The 15,817-nt window shown below is 71.4% G+C and carries 9 protein-coding genes; 4 read left to right on the top strand and 5 right to left on the bottom strand.

The genetic code is table 11. From position 1 onward, the window contains the following. Window positions 1–15: 15 nt before the first annotated feature. From JIX56_RS38790 to JIX56_RS38780, 3 genes are read right to left on the bottom strand one after another with little or no spacing between them, the layout of a single operon-like run. Window positions 16–411 carry a DUF742 domain-containing protein gene (locus tag JIX56_RS38790; RefSeq protein ID WP_257547748.1) on the bottom strand — a complete coding sequence of 132 codons (396 nt, stop codon included), beginning with the start codon at window positions 409–411 and terminating at the stop codon, window positions 16–18. A 9-nt stretch (window positions 412–420) separates the two neighbouring features. Further along, on the bottom strand, window positions 421–858 hold the full coding sequence (locus JIX56_RS38785) for a roadblock/LC7 domain-containing protein (protein WP_257547746.1): 438 nt from the start codon (window positions 856–858) through the stop codon (window positions 421–423). Beyond that, the gene (locus JIX56_RS38780) at window positions 855–3,728 is read right to left on the bottom strand and encodes a nitrate- and nitrite sensing domain-containing protein (protein ID WP_257547744.1); all 2,874 of its coding nucleotides are present in this window, start codon (window positions 3,726–3,728) and stop codon (window positions 855–857) included. Before JIX56_RS38780 ends, JIX56_RS38785 begins: the two co-directional genes overlap by 4 nt. Before the next feature lie 421 nt (window positions 3,729–4,149). Here JIX56_RS38780 and JIX56_RS38775 point away from each other — a divergent pair, with 421 nt between their 5' ends. From JIX56_RS38775 to JIX56_RS38760, 4 genes are all read left to right on the top strand, one after another. Next, entirely contained in the window at window positions 4,150–4,701 is a 552-nt protein-coding gene (locus JIX56_RS38775) for a hypothetical protein (RefSeq protein ID WP_257547742.1), read from the top strand. A gap of 527 nt (window positions 4,702–5,228) precedes the next feature. Further along, window positions 5,229–6,695 (top strand): aldehyde dehydrogenase family protein, encoded by a 1,467-nt coding sequence (locus JIX56_RS38770; RefSeq protein ID WP_257547740.1) that lies wholly within the window; start codon window positions 5,229–5,231, stop codon window positions 6,693–6,695. 129 nt (window positions 6,696–6,824) lie between these two features. Continuing rightward, the gene (locus JIX56_RS38765; RefSeq protein ID WP_257547738.1) at window positions 6,825–8,414 is read left to right on the top strand and encodes an APC family permease; all 1,590 of its coding nucleotides are present in this window, start codon (window positions 6,825–6,827) and stop codon (window positions 8,412–8,414) included. 62 nt (window positions 8,415–8,476) lie between these two features. Next, window positions 8,477–10,027 carry a GMC family oxidoreductase gene (locus JIX56_RS38760; RefSeq protein WP_257547736.1) on the top strand — a complete coding sequence of 517 codons (1,551 nt, stop codon included), beginning with the start codon at window positions 8,477–8,479 and terminating at the stop codon, window positions 10,025–10,027. Between the two features lie 69 nt (window positions 10,028–10,096). On the opposite strand, the gene JIX56_RS38755 is transcribed toward JIX56_RS38760, so the two are convergent. Further along, window positions 10,097–14,794 carry a hypothetical protein gene (locus JIX56_RS38755; RefSeq protein ID WP_257547734.1) on the bottom strand — a complete coding sequence of 1,566 codons (4,698 nt, stop codon included), beginning with the start codon at window positions 14,792–14,794 and terminating at the stop codon, window positions 10,097–10,099. Between the two features lie 96 nt (window positions 14,795–14,890). Continuing rightward, complete coding sequence (locus tag JIX56_RS38750; RefSeq protein WP_257547733.1) at window positions 14,891–15,769, bottom strand: hypothetical protein; 879 nt, start codon at window positions 15,767–15,769, stop codon at window positions 14,891–14,893. Window positions 15,770–15,817 lie beyond the last annotated feature (48 nt).

The following is a 15,817-nucleotide window of genomic DNA, read 5'->3' as shown; positions in this document are numbered from 1 at the left end:
CTGCTTCCGCGCTGCTCAGAGCGCCCGGAGGCCGTTGATCACGTCGCGCAGAATACTCTCGTCCACCAGCTCGGCGGGCGGTACGGGACGTGTCACGTGGACGAGTTCCTCGTCCACGAGGTCTCCGACGAGGACGCGGACCACTCCGACGGGCAGATCCAGGTCGGCGGCCAGTTCGGCCACCGACTGCGGGGTGTCACGGCAGAGCTCGACGATACGGATGTGCTCAGGGGAGAGGGAGTGGTCCTCCCCCGGGTCGTCGACGTGCGGTTCCGTGACGACCACGGCGATCAGGTCGAGGCGGTGCTGGATCGCGTGATTGGTCCGGCCGCGTGTCATCGCGTACGGACGCACCACTGGTCCGGCCTCGTCATCGAACCAGTGGCTTCTTCCCTGACCGTCTCGGCTCATGCCATCCCACTACCCGCCCTGGGGCACATCGGTGCGCGGGGCGGAGCCGAGATGTACGCCGACCCGCTTGACCAGGAGGGTCATCTCGTAGGCGACCTGGCCGATGTCCGCGTCGGCGTCCGCGAGGACGGCGAGGCAGCTGCCGTCGCCGGCGGCCGTGACGAAGAGGAAGGCCTCGTCGAGTTCGACGACGGTCTGCCGGACGCTGCCCGCCTCGAAGTGGCGGCCGACGCCCTTGGCGAGGCTGTGGAATCCGGAGGAGACGGCGGCCAGGTGCTCGCTGTCCTCTCTGGTGAGGTCCGCGGAGACGCCCGTGGGCAGTCCGTCGCTGGAGAGCACGAGCGCCTTGCGGATGCTGGCGACACGCTCCACCAGGTCGTCCAGGAGCCAGTTCAGTTCCCCGGACGTTCCGGTCGCGTGGGGCCCTTGGGCCTTCGGTGCGGTCATCGACCGTCCCCCTCAATCGTTCCTCGTGGTGCTGAGACGTCCTGGGCGTCGTCGCCCTCGGCGTTCTCCTCGCGGCCGCGCTGCCAACCCCGTTGGAGCGAGGCCATACGGCTGCGTACCTCGTCGGCGTCGCGTTCGGTGGGCTCCGGGCGCCGCTCGGGGCGGGACCTCTCGCGTTCGGCACGCCGTTCGGGGCCGTCCTTCAACTGCGGTGCCAGGTTGGCCTGTCGGACGCGACGGGGCAGCGGGCTCGGTACTGATTCTGCCTGGTCGGTCGTCGTGTCCGTGCGCGGGGTGGGCTCGCCCACGCCGTACTGCGAGGTCGTCGGGTCCGCGCCGCCGGACTGGCTCGTGCGACGGCGTTGGGGCAGGGCGGGACCCTCGTGGCCGCCCGGCGGCAGGGCTCCGGCGCGGTGGGCGCCGGGGAGGGGGCCGGGTCCGTTGCGGTCGGTTCCGGGGTGGGCCGGGGGTTCGGCACGGTCGCCGCGGAGGGTGGTGAGCGGCCGTGTGTCGGCGAGCCCCTCCGTCCCTCCCGCACGGCCCTGTGGGGGCTCGTCGTCGGGGTGCCTCGACCTGGGCCCGGTCACCGAACGGCCGTGCGAGCTGACCAGATGCGGGGTCCGGCGCTGCGGCAGCGGTACGGGCCCGACCGTCGGGTCGGGATCGGTGAGGGGAGCCTGCTGCCCTTCGCCGTCGCGCGCCTGCTGCTGCTCGTCTGCGACGCCGGTGAGGGAGCGGCGGGGCCGGAACAGTCCGCCCCGCTCGCCGTCCTCGTCGTCGAGGGCGCCCGGGAAGCCGTCCAGGGGCTCCAGCTCGACCGGCGCCTCCAGTTCCACCGGGCCGTCCAGGATGGCGGCGGAGAGCCCCGGAAGCCGTACGGGTACCTGGGAGAGGGCCGCGTTGCGCTCCTCCTCCAGCTCGGCTTCCCGGGTGGGGTGGGCGCGGTCGAGGCGGAAGCCGATGCCGTTGGTGTCGGGGACGTCGTCGGTGAGCAGGGCGTCCGGGATGAAGACCACGGCCGTGGTGCCGCCGTACGGGGACGGCTGGAGGGAGACGCGGACCTTCTGCCGCTGGGCGAGCCGGCTGACCACGAAGAGACCGAGCCGGTCGGTGTCGGAGAGCTCGAAGTCGGGGGTCTCGGCGAGCTTGAGGTTGGCGTCGAGGAGCGCCTCGGCCGACATACCGAGGCCGCGGTCGTGGATCTCCAGGGTGAAGCCGTTGGCGACACGCTCGCCCAGCACCTGCACGGCGGTGTGCGGGGGCGAGAACACCGTGGCGTTCTCCAGGAGTTCGGCCACGAGGTGGGTGAGGTCGGCGACCGCGGGGCCGGTCACGGCCACCCGGGGCAGCCGGCGGACCTCGATGCGCTCGTAGTCCTCGACCTCGGCGACGGCCGCGCGGACGACGTCCATCAACTGGATGGGCTTGCGCCACTGCCGGGACGGGGCGGCACCGGAGAGGATGACCAGGCCCTCGGCGTGCCGGCGCATACGGGTCGTCAGATGGTCCAGGCGGAACAGGTCGGCGAGTTCGTCGGTGTCCTCGGTCCGGCGTTCCATGGTGTCGAGGAGGGTGAGCTGCTTGTGGAGCAGAACCTGGCTGCGGCGGGCGAGGTTGACGAAGACCTCGGAGATGCCGCTGCGGAGTTCGGACTGCTTGACGGCGGCCTCGACGGCGGCCCGCTGCAGGGTGTTGAGGGCCTGGCTGACCTCGCCGATCTCGTTCCTGTCGTACTCCAGGCGCGGCACTTCGGTCTCCACGTCGACCTGTTCGCCCGCGGCGAGCCGGCGCATCACGCTGGGCAGCCGCACTCCCGCGGTCTCGTGGGCCTCCTGGCGGAGCCTGCGCAGGTCGCGGATGAGGACCCGGCCGATGCGGACGGACATGAAGAGCGAGAAGAGCACGGCGAAGAGGCCGAGGACGCCGGCGACGGCGGCTTTGAGGATGACGTTGGTGGCCAAAGGCCGGACGCGGTCCTGATAGCGGTCGCCGGCCTCGACGCTGAGGTCGCGGAGGTCGGAGAGGACGGGCTCGACGGCGGTGTCCCAGCTCTTGGCGGTGACGCCGCTGGGCCTGCCGGGATCGGAGGCGATGACGGCCTGTTCGACCGAGCGCAGGGGCGCGGTGTTCGCGTTCCTCCAGTAGCGCTGGAAGCGGTCGCGCTCGGAGGAGGGCAGTTGCGGCAGGCTGATGTCGTACATCAGGGTGCGCTGGGCCACGAGGTCGGAGAAGTCCCGGATCTCTTCCTGGGTGATCCGGTCCGCGACGAGTACGGAGCTGAGCAGGGCGTCCTCGCGGGAGAGGAGTTCGCGGGCCCGGCCGACGTTGACCAGGGCGCGGCCCTGCTTGTCCATCTCCACGTCGTCGAGGGCGGGGAGGTTGGACAGCAGGGTGAAGCAGGGGTCGACGAGGTTGTTGTAGTGGCCGAGGGCCTGAGGGACGGTGACGGTGCCGTCCTCGACGGTCGCGCGCAGGGAGGGCAGGCCGTCGAGGGCGTCGAGAATGGCCGTGAGCCGCAGCGAGGTGGCCTCGCCCATCTCGTCCCGCAGGTCGGGATCCCGAGCGTGTTCGCGGAATTCGTCGACGGCCTCGTCGGTGGCGGACCGGCTGCGTTCGAGCGCCGTGCGCGCCTCGGAGGCCCTCGGGTCGGCGAGGTAGACGAGGGTCTGGCGGCGTTCCTGCTGAAGCACACGGATGGTGTCCTCGGTGGGGAAGCCGACCTCCTCGACGATGTCCGCCACCCTGAAGAGATCGCTCGCCTCACGGCCCGTCAGCACCGTGGCGAACGTCCAGACACCGGTCAGAGCCACCAGGGGCACGAGCAGCAGCGCCACGATCTTCCGGCGGATCGATTTCCCGCGAAAGCGCATGGCCTCCCCCAGCTCGTCCCCCGTCCGGCCCGGGGGCACACATGTGCGTCAACAAACGGCGTGAGCCTACTACCGACACACACGTATCTCGAAGAGCCGCCTGGACTCACGCCCCCTCTGAAGCGAACAGGACATGGGGAGTTGTCCGTTCATTACGGGAGATTGCCTCCTCCTGTCGGGCACTTGAACCCATGACATCCCGTCGGGGAAGTCGGCCGGTTGGCCGGATTTCTTCGTTCGGTGGGAATCTTCCGCGTACGTCGATCGTCTTTCTGTACGGGAATTGGGGGGCCGGAATGGGCCACAGGTCCCGGATGCCGCTCTCAGGCGGCGTAATTCAGAGGAAGTCGGGCACCAGTGGGGGACCGGGTCTCAGGATCCGGCACCAACTGGGCCACCGGCGGTGGGGAGTGACGAGTTGATGGGCACGGCGGAGCGGCGCGTAGCGCCCGGGGACGGTGCGGCGACGCCCGAGGTGGCAGCGCGAAGCGCACAGGCACCGGGGCGCGGCCTCCTGACGGGGGAGGGTGTCGCGGTGGAAGAACGGAAGCTCTCCGCCCGTGGCGACGAAGAGCGGGTGTATTACCGGCCGTTGTGGATCGAGGAGCCGGCGCGCAAGCGGCGGCTGCCCGACCCGGTGCGGACGGCGGCGGTGCGCGCGGTCCTCATCATCGCGGTGACACTGATTCAGGCGATGGTGGCGTTCCTGTGCACCCTGGCCGGTTCCTGGCTGGCGTTCCCCATGGTGCTGAGCAGCGTGGCGAGCACGGTCGCGGCGACCTGGGGCGCGCTGGACGTCTGGGTGACCCGGCAGGTGTGGAACCAGCGCAACGGCGTGATCTCGGTCCCCAGCAGCACGGCGCGCTCACTGCGGCGCGAGCGGCGGCGGGTCCGCCGCGAGGCACGGGCGGCGGAGCGCACGCAGGAGCGGATACGTCGGCGGGGTGGCGCCGGGCAGCTGTCGCACCCGTAGGACGGCCGGGGCGGGCCGTTGTGACACACGGCCCGCCCCTCCGGACGGCTCGTCAGCCCACCTCCGGTCCGGACGGCTCGTCAGCCCATCTCCGGTGCCACCTCACGTGCCGCGCACGCCAGTTCACGTCTGGCCGCATAAATCCGTGTCGCCGTCGTGATGCCGTCCGCGCGCCCCGCTCACGCAGGAGACTGCGCCCTAGCTGGGACGACTGCCGCGCCCGATGCCCGCGCTGCGCGCGACGGAGACCGAGGAAGGCTTCAACGGCATGGCCCCTCTCCTGGTCCCCTGAGGGTGTCGCGCGCGCCGGAAGGGTGGTGTGCTGGTGCACACGGAGCACCACATCCGGGATCTTCCACGAGTTGCCACTCCAGAAGCCGAGGCCGCTCCCACGGATGTCCAGGCTTCTGACCAGGCGTGTTGACCGTCACATTTGGCGTCGCTTTTGGCATAGAACGCGGTCGTCCGGTTAGGTGCCCAGCCGCGAGGGCGCCTGCCGTACGGCGCTGACCAGGAGGACGAGAGACATGCCCGAACTTTTCATCGGCGGAGCGTGGCGAGCCGCGCTCGATGAGCGGACCCGTGAGATCCGCTGTCCCGCCGACGGCAGCCTGGTCGCGGTCGTCGACGAGGCCGGCGGCAAGGACACCGTGGAGGCGATCGCGGCCGCACGTCGCGCCTTCGACGAGGGCCCCTGGCCCACCACCTCGCCCGCGGACCGCGGTGACCTGTTGCTTCGGGTCGCCGACCTCCTCGTACGCGACAAGGACGCGCTCGCGCGCGCCGAGTCCCTCGACACCGGCAAGCGGCTGGTGGAGAGCGAGTACGACATCGACGACATCGCGAACTGCTTCCGCTATTTCGGGCGGGCGGCCACCGCCGAGACGGGCCGGGTCGTCGACACGGGCCAGGCGGGCGTCGACAGCCGGGTCGTGTACGAGCCGGTCGGGGTGTGCGCGCTGATCACTCCGTGGAACTACCCGCTCCTCCAGACGGCCTGGAAGGTCGCCCCGGCGCTCGCGGCGGGCAACACCTTCGTGCTGAAGCCGAGCGAGCTGACCCCGCACACCGCGATCCACCTCATGCGCCTCCTGGAGGAGGCGGGGCTGCCTCCGGGCGTGGCCAACCTGGTCCTCGGCGCCGGCCCCGAGGCGGGCGCCCCGCTCTCCGATCACCCGGACGTGGACCTGGTCTCCTTCACCGGTGGTCTCCAGACCGGTCGGCGGCTGATGGCCAACGCCGCCGCGAGCGTGAAGAAGGTCGCCCTGGAGCTCGGCGGCAAGAACCCGAACATCGTCTTCGCCGACGCCGACTTCGACACGGCCGTCGACATGGCGCTGACCGCGGTGTTCCTGCACTCGGGTCAGGTGTGCTCGGCGGGCGCCCGCCTGCTGGTGGAGGACTCGCTGCACGACCGGTTCGTCGACGAGGTCGTCCGCCGGGCGCAGGAGATCCGGCTCGGCGGCCCGTTCGACGAGCAGGCGCAGACCGGGCCGCTGATCTCGGCGGCACACCGGTCGAAGGTCGAGGAGTACGTCGCCAAGGGCATCGCCGAGGGCGCGGTACTGCGCTGCGGCGGCGACCGGCCGAGTGGCGACGCGTACGACAAGGGCTTCTACTATCTGCCGACCGTCCTGGACGAGTGCACGAGCACGATGTCCGTGATCCAGGACGAGTCGTTCGGGCCGGTGCTGACGGTGGAACGGTTCAGCACCGAGGACGAGGCGATACGGCTGGCCAACGACACCATCTACGGTCTGGCCGGCGCCGTATGGACGACGGACGAGGCCAGGGCGCAGCGGGTCGCGGCCCGGCTGCGGATCGGCACGGTGTGGATCAACGACTACCACCCGTATGTGCCGCAGGCCGAGTGGGGCGGTTTCAAGCAGTCCGGCTTCGGCCGCGAACTCGGGCCCTCAGGGCTCGCCGAGTACCGCGAGGCGAAGCACATCTGGCGGAACACGGACCCCTCACCTCAGGGTTGGTTCGCCTGACTCCCTTGCGACAAAGGGTAGTTGAGGCGTAGTTGTATCTCCCCCCAAGCGCCTTCCCCCGCACTTTCCTCTCGGCACCCGCAAGAGCCGCTCCCTCCCCCCTCCCCAAGGCCCACCAGGAGTCCGCTCATGACGACAATCGAGCAACCCCCCGGACCAAAGAGCACGTCCGACGATGCGGAACTCACCGAGTTCGGCTACAAGCCCGAACTCAAGCGCACTCTCGGCAACTTCCACACCTTCGCCGCCGGGATCAGCTACATCTCGATCCTGACCGGCACCTTCCAGCTGTTCTACTTCGGCTACGGCAGCGGCGGCCCCGCCTACTGGTGGTCGTGGCCCATGGTGTTCATCGGCCAGTTCATGGTCGCGCTCTGCTTCGCGGAGCTGGCGGCCCGCTATCCGGTCGCGGGCTCCGTCTACAACTGGTCGAAGAAGATAGGCAACCCGCACCTGGGCTGGCTCGCCGGCTGGATGATGCTGATCGCCTCGATCGTGTCGATCGCTGCGGTCGCACTGGCCTACCAGCTGACGCTGCCCCAGATCTCCGACGTGTTCCAGATCGTCGGGGACGGCACGGGTACGTATGACGTGGCGACCAACGCGGTCATCCTGGCCGCGGTGCTGATCCTGTTCACGACCCTGGTGAACGCTTTCGGCGTCAAGCTGATGGCCCGGATCAACACGGCGGGCGTGTTCATCGAGCTGATCGCCACCGTCGTACTGATCGTGCTGTTCGCCGTGCACATCACGCGTGGCCCGCAGGTGGTGCTGGAGACGAACGGCACCGGAGAGGGCTACGGCAACGGGTACCTGGGCGCGTTCCTCGTGGCCTCGCTGGCGTCCGCGTACGTCATGTACGGCTTCGACACGGCCGCCTCGCTCGGTGAGGAGTCGCTGGACCCGACCCGGAACGCGCCGCGCGCGATCATCCGGGCGATCGTCGCCTCGTTCCTCCTCGGCGGCCTGATCCTGCTGCTGGCGCTGATGAGCGTCTCCAGTCTGAAGGGTGAGCAGCTGTCCACCGACGGGCTGCAGTACGTCGTGCTCAACGTGCTCGGTCCGACGGCCGGCAAGGCGATGCTGTGGTGCGTGCTGATCGCGGTCACCGTCTGCGCCCTGGCCGTCCACACCGCCGCGGTCCGGCTGGCGTTCGCGATGGCCCGGGACAACAACCTGCCCGCGTCCTCGAAGCTGGCCAAGTGCCACCCGCGCTTCCAGACGCCGGTGCTGCCGACCGTGATCATCGGTGTCCTGGCGCTGGCGATCCTCGTGGTCAACATCCGCCAGCCGCAGATCTTCACCGTGGTGACCAGCATCGGCATCATCATGATCTACCTGGCCTACCTGGGCGTCACCGTGCCGATGCTGGTGGCGCGGCTGCGAGGCAAGTGGCAGCCCGCCGGGGACGGCCGGTTCTCACTGGGCCGCTGGGGCCTCCTCGTGAACATCCTCGCCGTGCTGTGGGGCGGGGGCATGACCCTCAACCTGATCTGGCCGCGGGCCGCGGTCTACAACGCGGCCGCCCCGTTCCACTGGTATCTGCAGTGGGGTGCCGTCCTCTTCGTCGGGATCATCGCTGGCGGCGGCTTCGCCTACTACTGGTTCATCCAGCGGCACAAGACAGGCGTGCTCGCCGAGCACCGCGTGGCCGTCGAAGCCCAGGCCACACCGCCCGCGCCGCCCGCCGCGCCCGTCGCCTCCCCGGCGGCCGACTGAGAAACGACTCCCGAGAATCCGGCGCAGCACAGCAACACAGCAACACAGGAGGTCAACTCCCCATGAAGGCAGATGAGTTCGACTATGTCGTGGTCGGCGGCGGCACCGCGGGAAACGTGGTGGCGGCCCGGCTCTCCGAGGATCCGTCGGTCACGGTGTGCGTACTGGAGGCGGGACCCAGTGACGTCGGCGACGACGACGTCATGAAGCTGGAACGCTGGATGGGCCTGCTGGAGTCCGGCTACGACTGGGACTATCCGGTCGAGCCGCAGGCCAGCGGCAACAGCTTCATGCGCCATGCGAGAGCGAAGGTGCTCGGCGGCTGTTCCTCCCACAACTCCTGCATCGCCTTCTGGGCACCGGCGGAGGACCTCGACGACTGGGCGGCCGCGGGCTGTACGGGCTGGTCCGCGGCCGACCTCTTCCCGCTCTACCAGCGGCTCGAGAACAACGACGCGCCCGGCGACCACCACGGCCGCACCGGGCCCGTGAAGCTCCGCACGATCAAGAGCGAGGACCCGTGCGGCAACGCCCTGCTGGAGGCGTGCGTCCAGGCGGGTATCCCGACGACGCCCTTCAACACGGGTACGACGGTGGTCCGGGGTGCCAACTGGTTCCAGATCAACTCCGACGAGAACAACATCCGGCAGTCCTCGTCGGTGGCGTATCTGCACCCGATCATGGGCAAGCGCCCGAACCTGGAGGTGCGCACCGGGGTCCGCGCCAAGAAACTGGTGTTCGAAGGGCGGCGCTGCGTCGGAGCCGAGTATCTGGACCCGGACCTCATCCACACCCGGACGGTACGCGCCCGGCGTGAGGTCATCGTCTCCTGCGGCTCCATCGACACCCCCAAGATCCTGATGCTCTCCGGCATCGGCCCCGCGGAACACCTGCGCGAGGTGGGCGTGGACGTGGTCGTGGACTCGGCGGGCGTCGGCGAGAACCTCCAGGACCACCCCGAGGGCGTCATCATGTGGGAGGCCGCCCAGCCGATGCCCACCACGTCCAACCAGTGGTGGGAGGCGGGCATCTTCTACGACACCGAACCGGGCCTGGACCGGCCGGACCTGATGTTCCACTACGGGTCCGTCCCGTTCGACATGAACACCGCCCGGCACGGCTACCCCACGTCCGAGAACGCGTTCTGTCTGACGCCGAACGTGACGCGGGCCAAGTCCCGGGGCACCGTGCGGCTGCGCACTCGGGACTACCGGGACAAGCCGAAGGTCGACCCGCGCTACTTCACGCACGAGCACGATGTGCGCGTGATGACGTACGGCCTCCGTCTCGCCCGGCAGATCGCGGCGCAGCCGGCCCTGAGCGGGTGGGCCGGGGCCGAGCTGGCACCCGGTCCGGACGTCCGGACCGATGACGAGCTGCTCGACTACATCCACAAGACCCACAACACCGTCTACCACCCGTCCTGCACCGTGAAGATGGGCGCGGACGACGACACCTCGGCCCCGCTGGACGCGCGGCTGCGGGTCAAGGGGGTCGAGGGGCTGCGGGTGGCGGACGGGTCGGTCATGCCGGATCTCGTCACCGTCAATCCGTGCATCACGACGATGATGATCGGCGAGAAGTGTGCGGATCTTTTGAAGGCCGACGCGTAGTCGCTGCGCTGCCAAAAAAGTGGGGAACTGCGGGTCCGTTGTGGCTGGTCGCGCAGTTCCCCGCGCCCCTTACGGGGCGGTTGTAGCTGGTCTCTTGTACATACGGGTCGCGGTGATCTCGGTGTGTGCGGCCTCGCCGGCCGCTGTCTCACGGGGCAGTCCCGGGCGGAGGTGTTCCTCCACCCTGATGTACTTCAGGCCCGCTCGTAGGTCGGCGTCGTTGCGGAGGCGGATGACCAGGGGGAACTCCGCCAGGGCGGTCGTGTCGAACAGGCCCGTGGTGTAGAGGAGTTGGACGCCCAGGGCGTCCGAGACCGCCCGTTGGAGTTCCAGCAGGTACGTCGCGTTGGCGCGGCCGATGGGGTTGTCGAGGAACAGCGTTCCCGCGTGGCGGTGCTTGTCCCGGCCCCGGTCGTTGCTGCGGAGGGCGGCCATCGTGCAGTACAGGGCGATGGCGGCGGTGAGCAGCTGGCCGCCGGAGAAGACATCGCCCATCTGTCCGACGGGGACGCGCTCGGCCCTCAGCACCGCGTCCGGCTTGAGGATCTCCACGGCGACGCCCTTGGGCTGGAGCGCGGCGCTGACGCCCCGGAGCAGCAGGGACATGCCGTCGCGGCGCATGTCGGAGTTCTTCTTCACCGCCGCGCGGGTCGCCTCGTCGACGACCTCGCCCAACCGCTCGGCGAGGGTGGCCTGGTCGGGCTCCTCGAAGCGGATGCGCAGGAACTCCTGGCCGGACCACTCCCCCAGCCCCTCGGGGAGCCTGGACAGCCGCTGGGCGGACCGGAGGGTCGCGAGGGCCGACTCCACGAGGCCTCGCAGCCGGTCGACGATCGAGTCCCGGTTGCGTTCCAGCTGCGCCAACTCGTCCGTGAGGACCCGGAGTCGGGGCGCGAAGGCGTCGGCCCACTTCTGGGCGTGCTCGGGGAGCGAGGAGGCGGGCAGCTCGCGGATCTGCTGGCGGGCGGGCGTGCGGACCTGCTCGTAGCGGGTGGAGTTGGCATGGCGTACGAGGATGTCGCTCGCCTCGCGGACGGCGCCCTCGGCGGCGGAGAGGTCGGCGGCGCAGCCGCGCAGCGAACGGCGGGCCTCGGCCGCGGCCTTGCGGGCGTCCTCGAGACAGCCGGGGTAGGGCTCGGGCTCCTCCTGGTCGTCGTCCGTGGAATGGTCGCGCAGGAGGTCCCGGAGCAGGGCGGCCGTCTCGTCGAAGCCGCCGGCCGCGTCCTCCGCGGCGCGGTGGGACTCCAGCAGTTCGGCGTGGGCCTCGCGGGCCTGCGTCAATGCCTCGGTCCGGGAGGCGAGTTCGGCGGTGGCGGTGCGCAGCAGGGCCTGGGCGTGGTCGGCGTCGCGCGGGATCAGCTCCTCGGGCAGCTCGGTGTGCGCCTCGCCGTCCTTGGGCGCGTGCCGCTCGGCCTCACCGCGCAGCCGCCCGAGCTGCTCGCTCGCGGTGGACACACGGGTTTCGAGGAGCTGGACGAGTTCCTCGGCGCGCGCTGCCGCGGCCTGCCGGGACGGCCCGTCGGAGCCATCGGGCGACTGGAGCAACTGCGCGGCACGGTTGTGGACCTTGTTGGTGAGCCGGTCCAGCTCGGCGATCGCGGCGCTCTCGTCGCTCTCGGCCCGCGCCTGCTCGGCACGTAGATCGGCGCCGACGCCGACTTTCTCGTACACCTGGGAGGCTGCCCGGTAGGCCTCGCGGAGGGCGGCGAGGGGCTGCTTCGGCGCGTCGGAGTCGGCCTCCGGTACGTCGTCGGGGGCTCCCGCGATCTCGGCGCGCTCGGCGCGCAGGGCGCGCGCCGTGCGGCGGGCGTCGTCGGCGCCGCGCTGGGTGGCACGCCGGTCCTCGTCGGCGGCGCGGGCGCGCTCGAGACAGGACTGGGCGCGGGCCTCGGACTCCATGGCCTCGTCGGCGAGTTCGCGGAGCTTGACCTGCCAGCCGGCGCGCTCGCGCAGCCGGTAGGCGAGCCCGGCGAGGGCGTCGGCGGCACGCCGGGCCTTCTGCGCGGCCTCCTGCCGCTCGTCCCGCACCTGGGCGGCCTCGGCCGCCGCCTCCTCGGCCTCGGCCCGCACGGTCCGCGCCTCCGCCAGCTCCGCCTCGGACTCCGCGGCGAACGCCCGCGTCTCCTGCGCGGCCGCGGCCAGCTCCGTGAGCCGCCCCGCCGGACAGCCCGTGCGCCACGAGGCGAGTCGCGCGGCGAGTTCCCGGTCCTTGCCGAGCCGGGCCGCCAGCTCCCGGATCTCCTCGTCCCGCTCGGTCGCCCGCGCGCGCAGCGCCTGCCGCTCCTCGTCGGCGGCGTGCTCGTCGTGCATGGCCGGGTTCGGCGGTACGAGGAAGACGTCACCGTCGCCCGAGTCCACGGGCGGGGTCGGTGCCAGCAGGGCCGCTGCCGTACCGACGGCCACGGCGGACCTCGGGAGCAGTGCCGCGTCGCTCAGCGCCTCGCGGGCCCGGGCGTGCGAGGCAGGATCGGTGATGATCACGCCGTCGACCAGTTCGGGGCGGGCGGCCAGTACGCGCGCGTGGTCGGCCGGGTCCACAGCCTGGGCGAGGTAGCGCCAGCCGGGGAGGGCCGGGATGCCGTGCTCGCCGAGGAACTCGACCGTCGCCAGGACGTCGGGGCCCGGCGGCAGCAGCCCGCCGTCGCCGAGAGCGCCCAGGATGCGGGAGTCGTCGGCCGCGGCGGTGCGCAGCTCGAAGAGGTGGCGCTCGGCGGACGACACGCTCTCGTCGAGCAACTCGCGCAGCTCGTCGGCGAAGCGGTCCAGCTCCTCGGGGGTGAGGGTGCCTTCGGCGTGAGCACCCGTGGCGTCGCCGGAGGCCGTACGGGAGCCGTCGGCCGCCTCGGTGGCCGTACCCGGGTCGGCATCGGTGGCACCGCCCCTGCGCGGCACGGGCACCGCAGGCCGCGCTCTGCCGGAGGCACCCGGCAGGCTCAGCAGTTCCGCCAGCCGCTCCTCCCCCGCCAGGGCCTCCGCCGTACGGCGCTCCCCGTCGTAGGCGCGCTCGGCGGCGACGGCCGCGTCCGCCGCGCGGGCGGCCGTCAGCTCCGCGCGGGACTCGGCGGAGGCCGCCTCCCGGGCGTGCTCGGAGGCACGGCGCGAGGCCTCGCGTGCGGTGTCCCAGGCGGCGACGGCCGTCTTCTCCGCGTCGCTGGCGGCGAGGGCGGCCCGGGCCGGATCGGCGTCGGGCGCGCTGTCGTCGAGCCAGCCCGCGCGGACGGCCTCGGCGGTCTCCTGTTCGACCTCGCTGAGCCGCTGCTTCAGGTGCCCGACTTCGCTGCGGGCGCGCTGCGCCTCGGTGGCCGCGACGGTCGAGTCCCGGTGGGCGGCCTCGCCGACCTCCTGCAGGGCGGCCGACCGCTCTTCGCCCTCGTTCGCCAGTTCCTCGGCGCTCTCGGCGGCGGCGGCCAGGGCACGTACGAGGTCGACGGCGGCCTTGGCGCGGGCGGCGAGCGCCGGGGCCGCGTCCCGTTCGGCCTCCTGGATGGCGGCGGCCACGCGGGCCACCCGGTCGGCGGCGGCCCGGTGCCTGAGGACGGCCTCGGCGGCCTGCCAGGCGGAGTGCAGTGTGCGCGCGTCGGCGAGCTCCCGCTTCTGGGCTGCGGCCGTCTTCTCGGCGGCGGCCAGTGCCAACGAGGCGTGCCGGTAGGCGAGTTCGGCCGCGATCAGCGCGCTGCGATCACGGGCGGCCTCGGAATGCGTGACCGCGTATGCGGCGGCGGTGACCCGCTGGGCGAGATCGGTGCCCCGCAGCCGCTCCCGCGCGGCCCGCGCCGACAGCCGCCGGGCCAGTGTGCGGGTGCGCCGCTCGGCGCCCGCGTGGATGTCCCGCGCCCGTGCCCGGCCCTCGGCGGCCTCGACGATCCGCCCGAGCAGGTCCACGGACCCGGCCGTGAAGTCCCGCTCGGCGATCAGCTCGGCCCGCCGGCCGAGCTTGTTGCCGAAGCCGCCGACCAGGTCGGCGAGACCGTCGGTGTCACGCGTATCAGTGACCGCCCGCAGCAGCAGATCCGTGAAGTCGGAGTCCTTCTTCACCGCGAACAGCCCGGCGGCCTCACCCTCGTCCGCGTTCATCTCCCGCTGATAGCGGAAGAGTTCGGGGTCGAGACCGAGGTCCGTCAGATGCTCGTTCCAGCGGTCGTGGATCTCCTCCCAGTGCACTTCGAGGTGCGGATACGCCTTGCCGGCCTCGGTGATGGCGTCCCGGAAGCCCTTCATGGTCCGCCGCCGCCCCTGCGCTCCCGACGCGCCTTCGACGGGCGGCCGTACGGCGGTGGCTTCGGCGACGGGCAGGTTGTCCAGGCTCAGTCCGGGCCCGGGCCGGAACGAGTACCAGGCTTCGGCGAACTTCCGCGGATCGTTGGAGACCTGCCGTCCGCGCCACTCGCTCACCTTGCCGACGACGACACACTCACCGGTCAGCGTGTGCTGCCACTCCAGCGCGACATGCCCGCAGTCGTCCGCCAGCAGGAACTTCCGCAGCACACCCGAGCTGGCACCGCCCAGCGTGTTCCGGTGGCCCGGCAGCATCACCGAGAAGATCAGCTTGAGCAGGACCGACTTGCCACCGCCGTTCTCCAGGAAGAGCACACCCGCGGGCGCGGGGCGACGCGGCGGCCCGGTGGGCTCCTCCTCGAAGAACTCCGCCTGCTGCGGCGCGGGGTCGGGCACGTACTCGCCGACACCCCTCAGGTCCAGCACGGTGTCGGCGTAGCGCGCACCGGCCGGCCCGATGGAGTAGAGGCGGACCCGGGACAGCTCGTACATGGCGGCGGACTTTCGCGGTCGTATCGGTGGTGCGGTCGGTGGTTCGTGAGGTCAGGAGTCGGGAACGGGCGGAAATAGACAGGAATGAGCAGGACATCAGGAGTGGAACGGCAGTCCGGCGTCGGCCACCAGCTCCAGATCGTCGGTCTCCTCGGCGGGCAGCAGCGTGGCCGTGCCGTCGGTGACCGGTACGATCCCCAGCTCCAGCAGCTCGGCCATCGCGGCACTGCCCGCCATGTCCCGTACCTGGAGCTGATAACGCGCGGTCGTCCGATACGTACCGCCGTTGTCGTCGCCCGTGCGCTGCAGGAATCCCGAGTCGGTCAGGAAGCCCACCGCCTTGCCGATGATGCCGGTGGTCGAGCCGGCCAGGCGGCGCGCGTCCTTCGTGGCACCGGTGGAACTGCGTCTCGCCCAGATCCGCCAGGCCGACTCAAGGCCTGGCGCGTCGCTCGCCGGGTCGGTGTTCTCCCCCTGCGCCTCGGCCCGCTCCTCCAGCCGCCGACAGGCCTGCCGGACGAAGGCGTCGACCCCGTTGACCGACACCCGCCCGATGTACCCGTCGTCCGCGAGGTCCTCCGGCCGCGGAAACGCCATCGCGGCGACCGCGAGATGCGCCAGCCCGTGCAGGAACCGGTCCACCGAGTCCGCCGACGTCCGCCGCGCGTAGTCCCCCATCCGCACCGCGAACACCGAGTCCTCGGCCGCCGTGACCGCCATTCCCGCCCGCGGCGACACCTCCAGCACGACCAGCCCGAGCCCGGTGGCCACGGCATCGGCCAGCCGCGCGAACGCCGGGTCCTCCCGATACCGCCGCAGCAACTCCCCGTACTCCTGGTCCCGCGCAGGCTGAAGCTTGGGCTGCAACCCAAAGGCAACGAGCCGAGCGGCATCGGCGGCGTCGGCGGGAGTGAGGGCAGCAACCACCGGAGCGGCAGCCGTCTCAGGCTCACTCCACTCGACTTGCTCACTCACGGCGGGAACTCCTTGGTCTCATAACAAGAGGGCGGGGCAGCGAAGTAA

The sequence above is a fragment of the Streptomyces sp. CA-210063 genome (assembly GCF_024612015.1).
Taxonomy (GTDB): domain Bacteria; phylum Actinomycetota; class Actinomycetes; order Streptomycetales; family Streptomycetaceae; genus Streptomyces.
Note: the sequence above shows the minus strand (reverse complement) of the source record. Positions and strands in the feature narration are given on the sequence as shown.

Bases quoted from the DNA above. Each gene is read 5' to 3' on its own strand.
- JIX56_RS38790 (WP_257547748.1), bottom strand. From the start codon at position 411: ATGAGCCGAGACGGTCAGGGAAGAAGCCACTGGTTCGATGACGAGGCC.
- JIX56_RS38780 (WP_257547744.1), bottom strand. From the start codon at position 3,728: ATGCGCTTTCGCGGGAAATCGATCCGCCGGAAGATCGTGGCGCTGCTG.
- JIX56_RS38765 (WP_257547738.1), top strand. From the start codon at position 6,825: ATGACGACAATCGAGCAACCCCCCGGACCAAAGAGCACGTCCGACGAT.
- JIX56_RS38760 (WP_257547736.1), top strand. From the start codon at position 8,477: ATGAAGGCAGATGAGTTCGACTATGTCGTGGTCGGCGGCGGCACCGCG.
- JIX56_RS38785 (WP_257547746.1), bottom strand. From the start codon at position 858: ATGACCGCACCGAAGGCCCAAGGGCCCCACGCGACCGGAACGTCCGGG.
- JIX56_RS38770 (WP_257547740.1), top strand. From the start codon at position 5,229: ATGCCCGAACTTTTCATCGGCGGAGCGTGGCGAGCCGCGCTCGATGAG.
- JIX56_RS38775 (WP_257547742.1), top strand. From the start codon at position 4,150: ATGGGCACGGCGGAGCGGCGCGTAGCGCCCGGGGACGGTGCGGCGACG.
- JIX56_RS38755 (WP_257547734.1), bottom strand. From the start codon at position 14,794: ATGTACGAGCTGTCCCGGGTCCGCCTCTACTCCATCGGGCCGGCCGGT.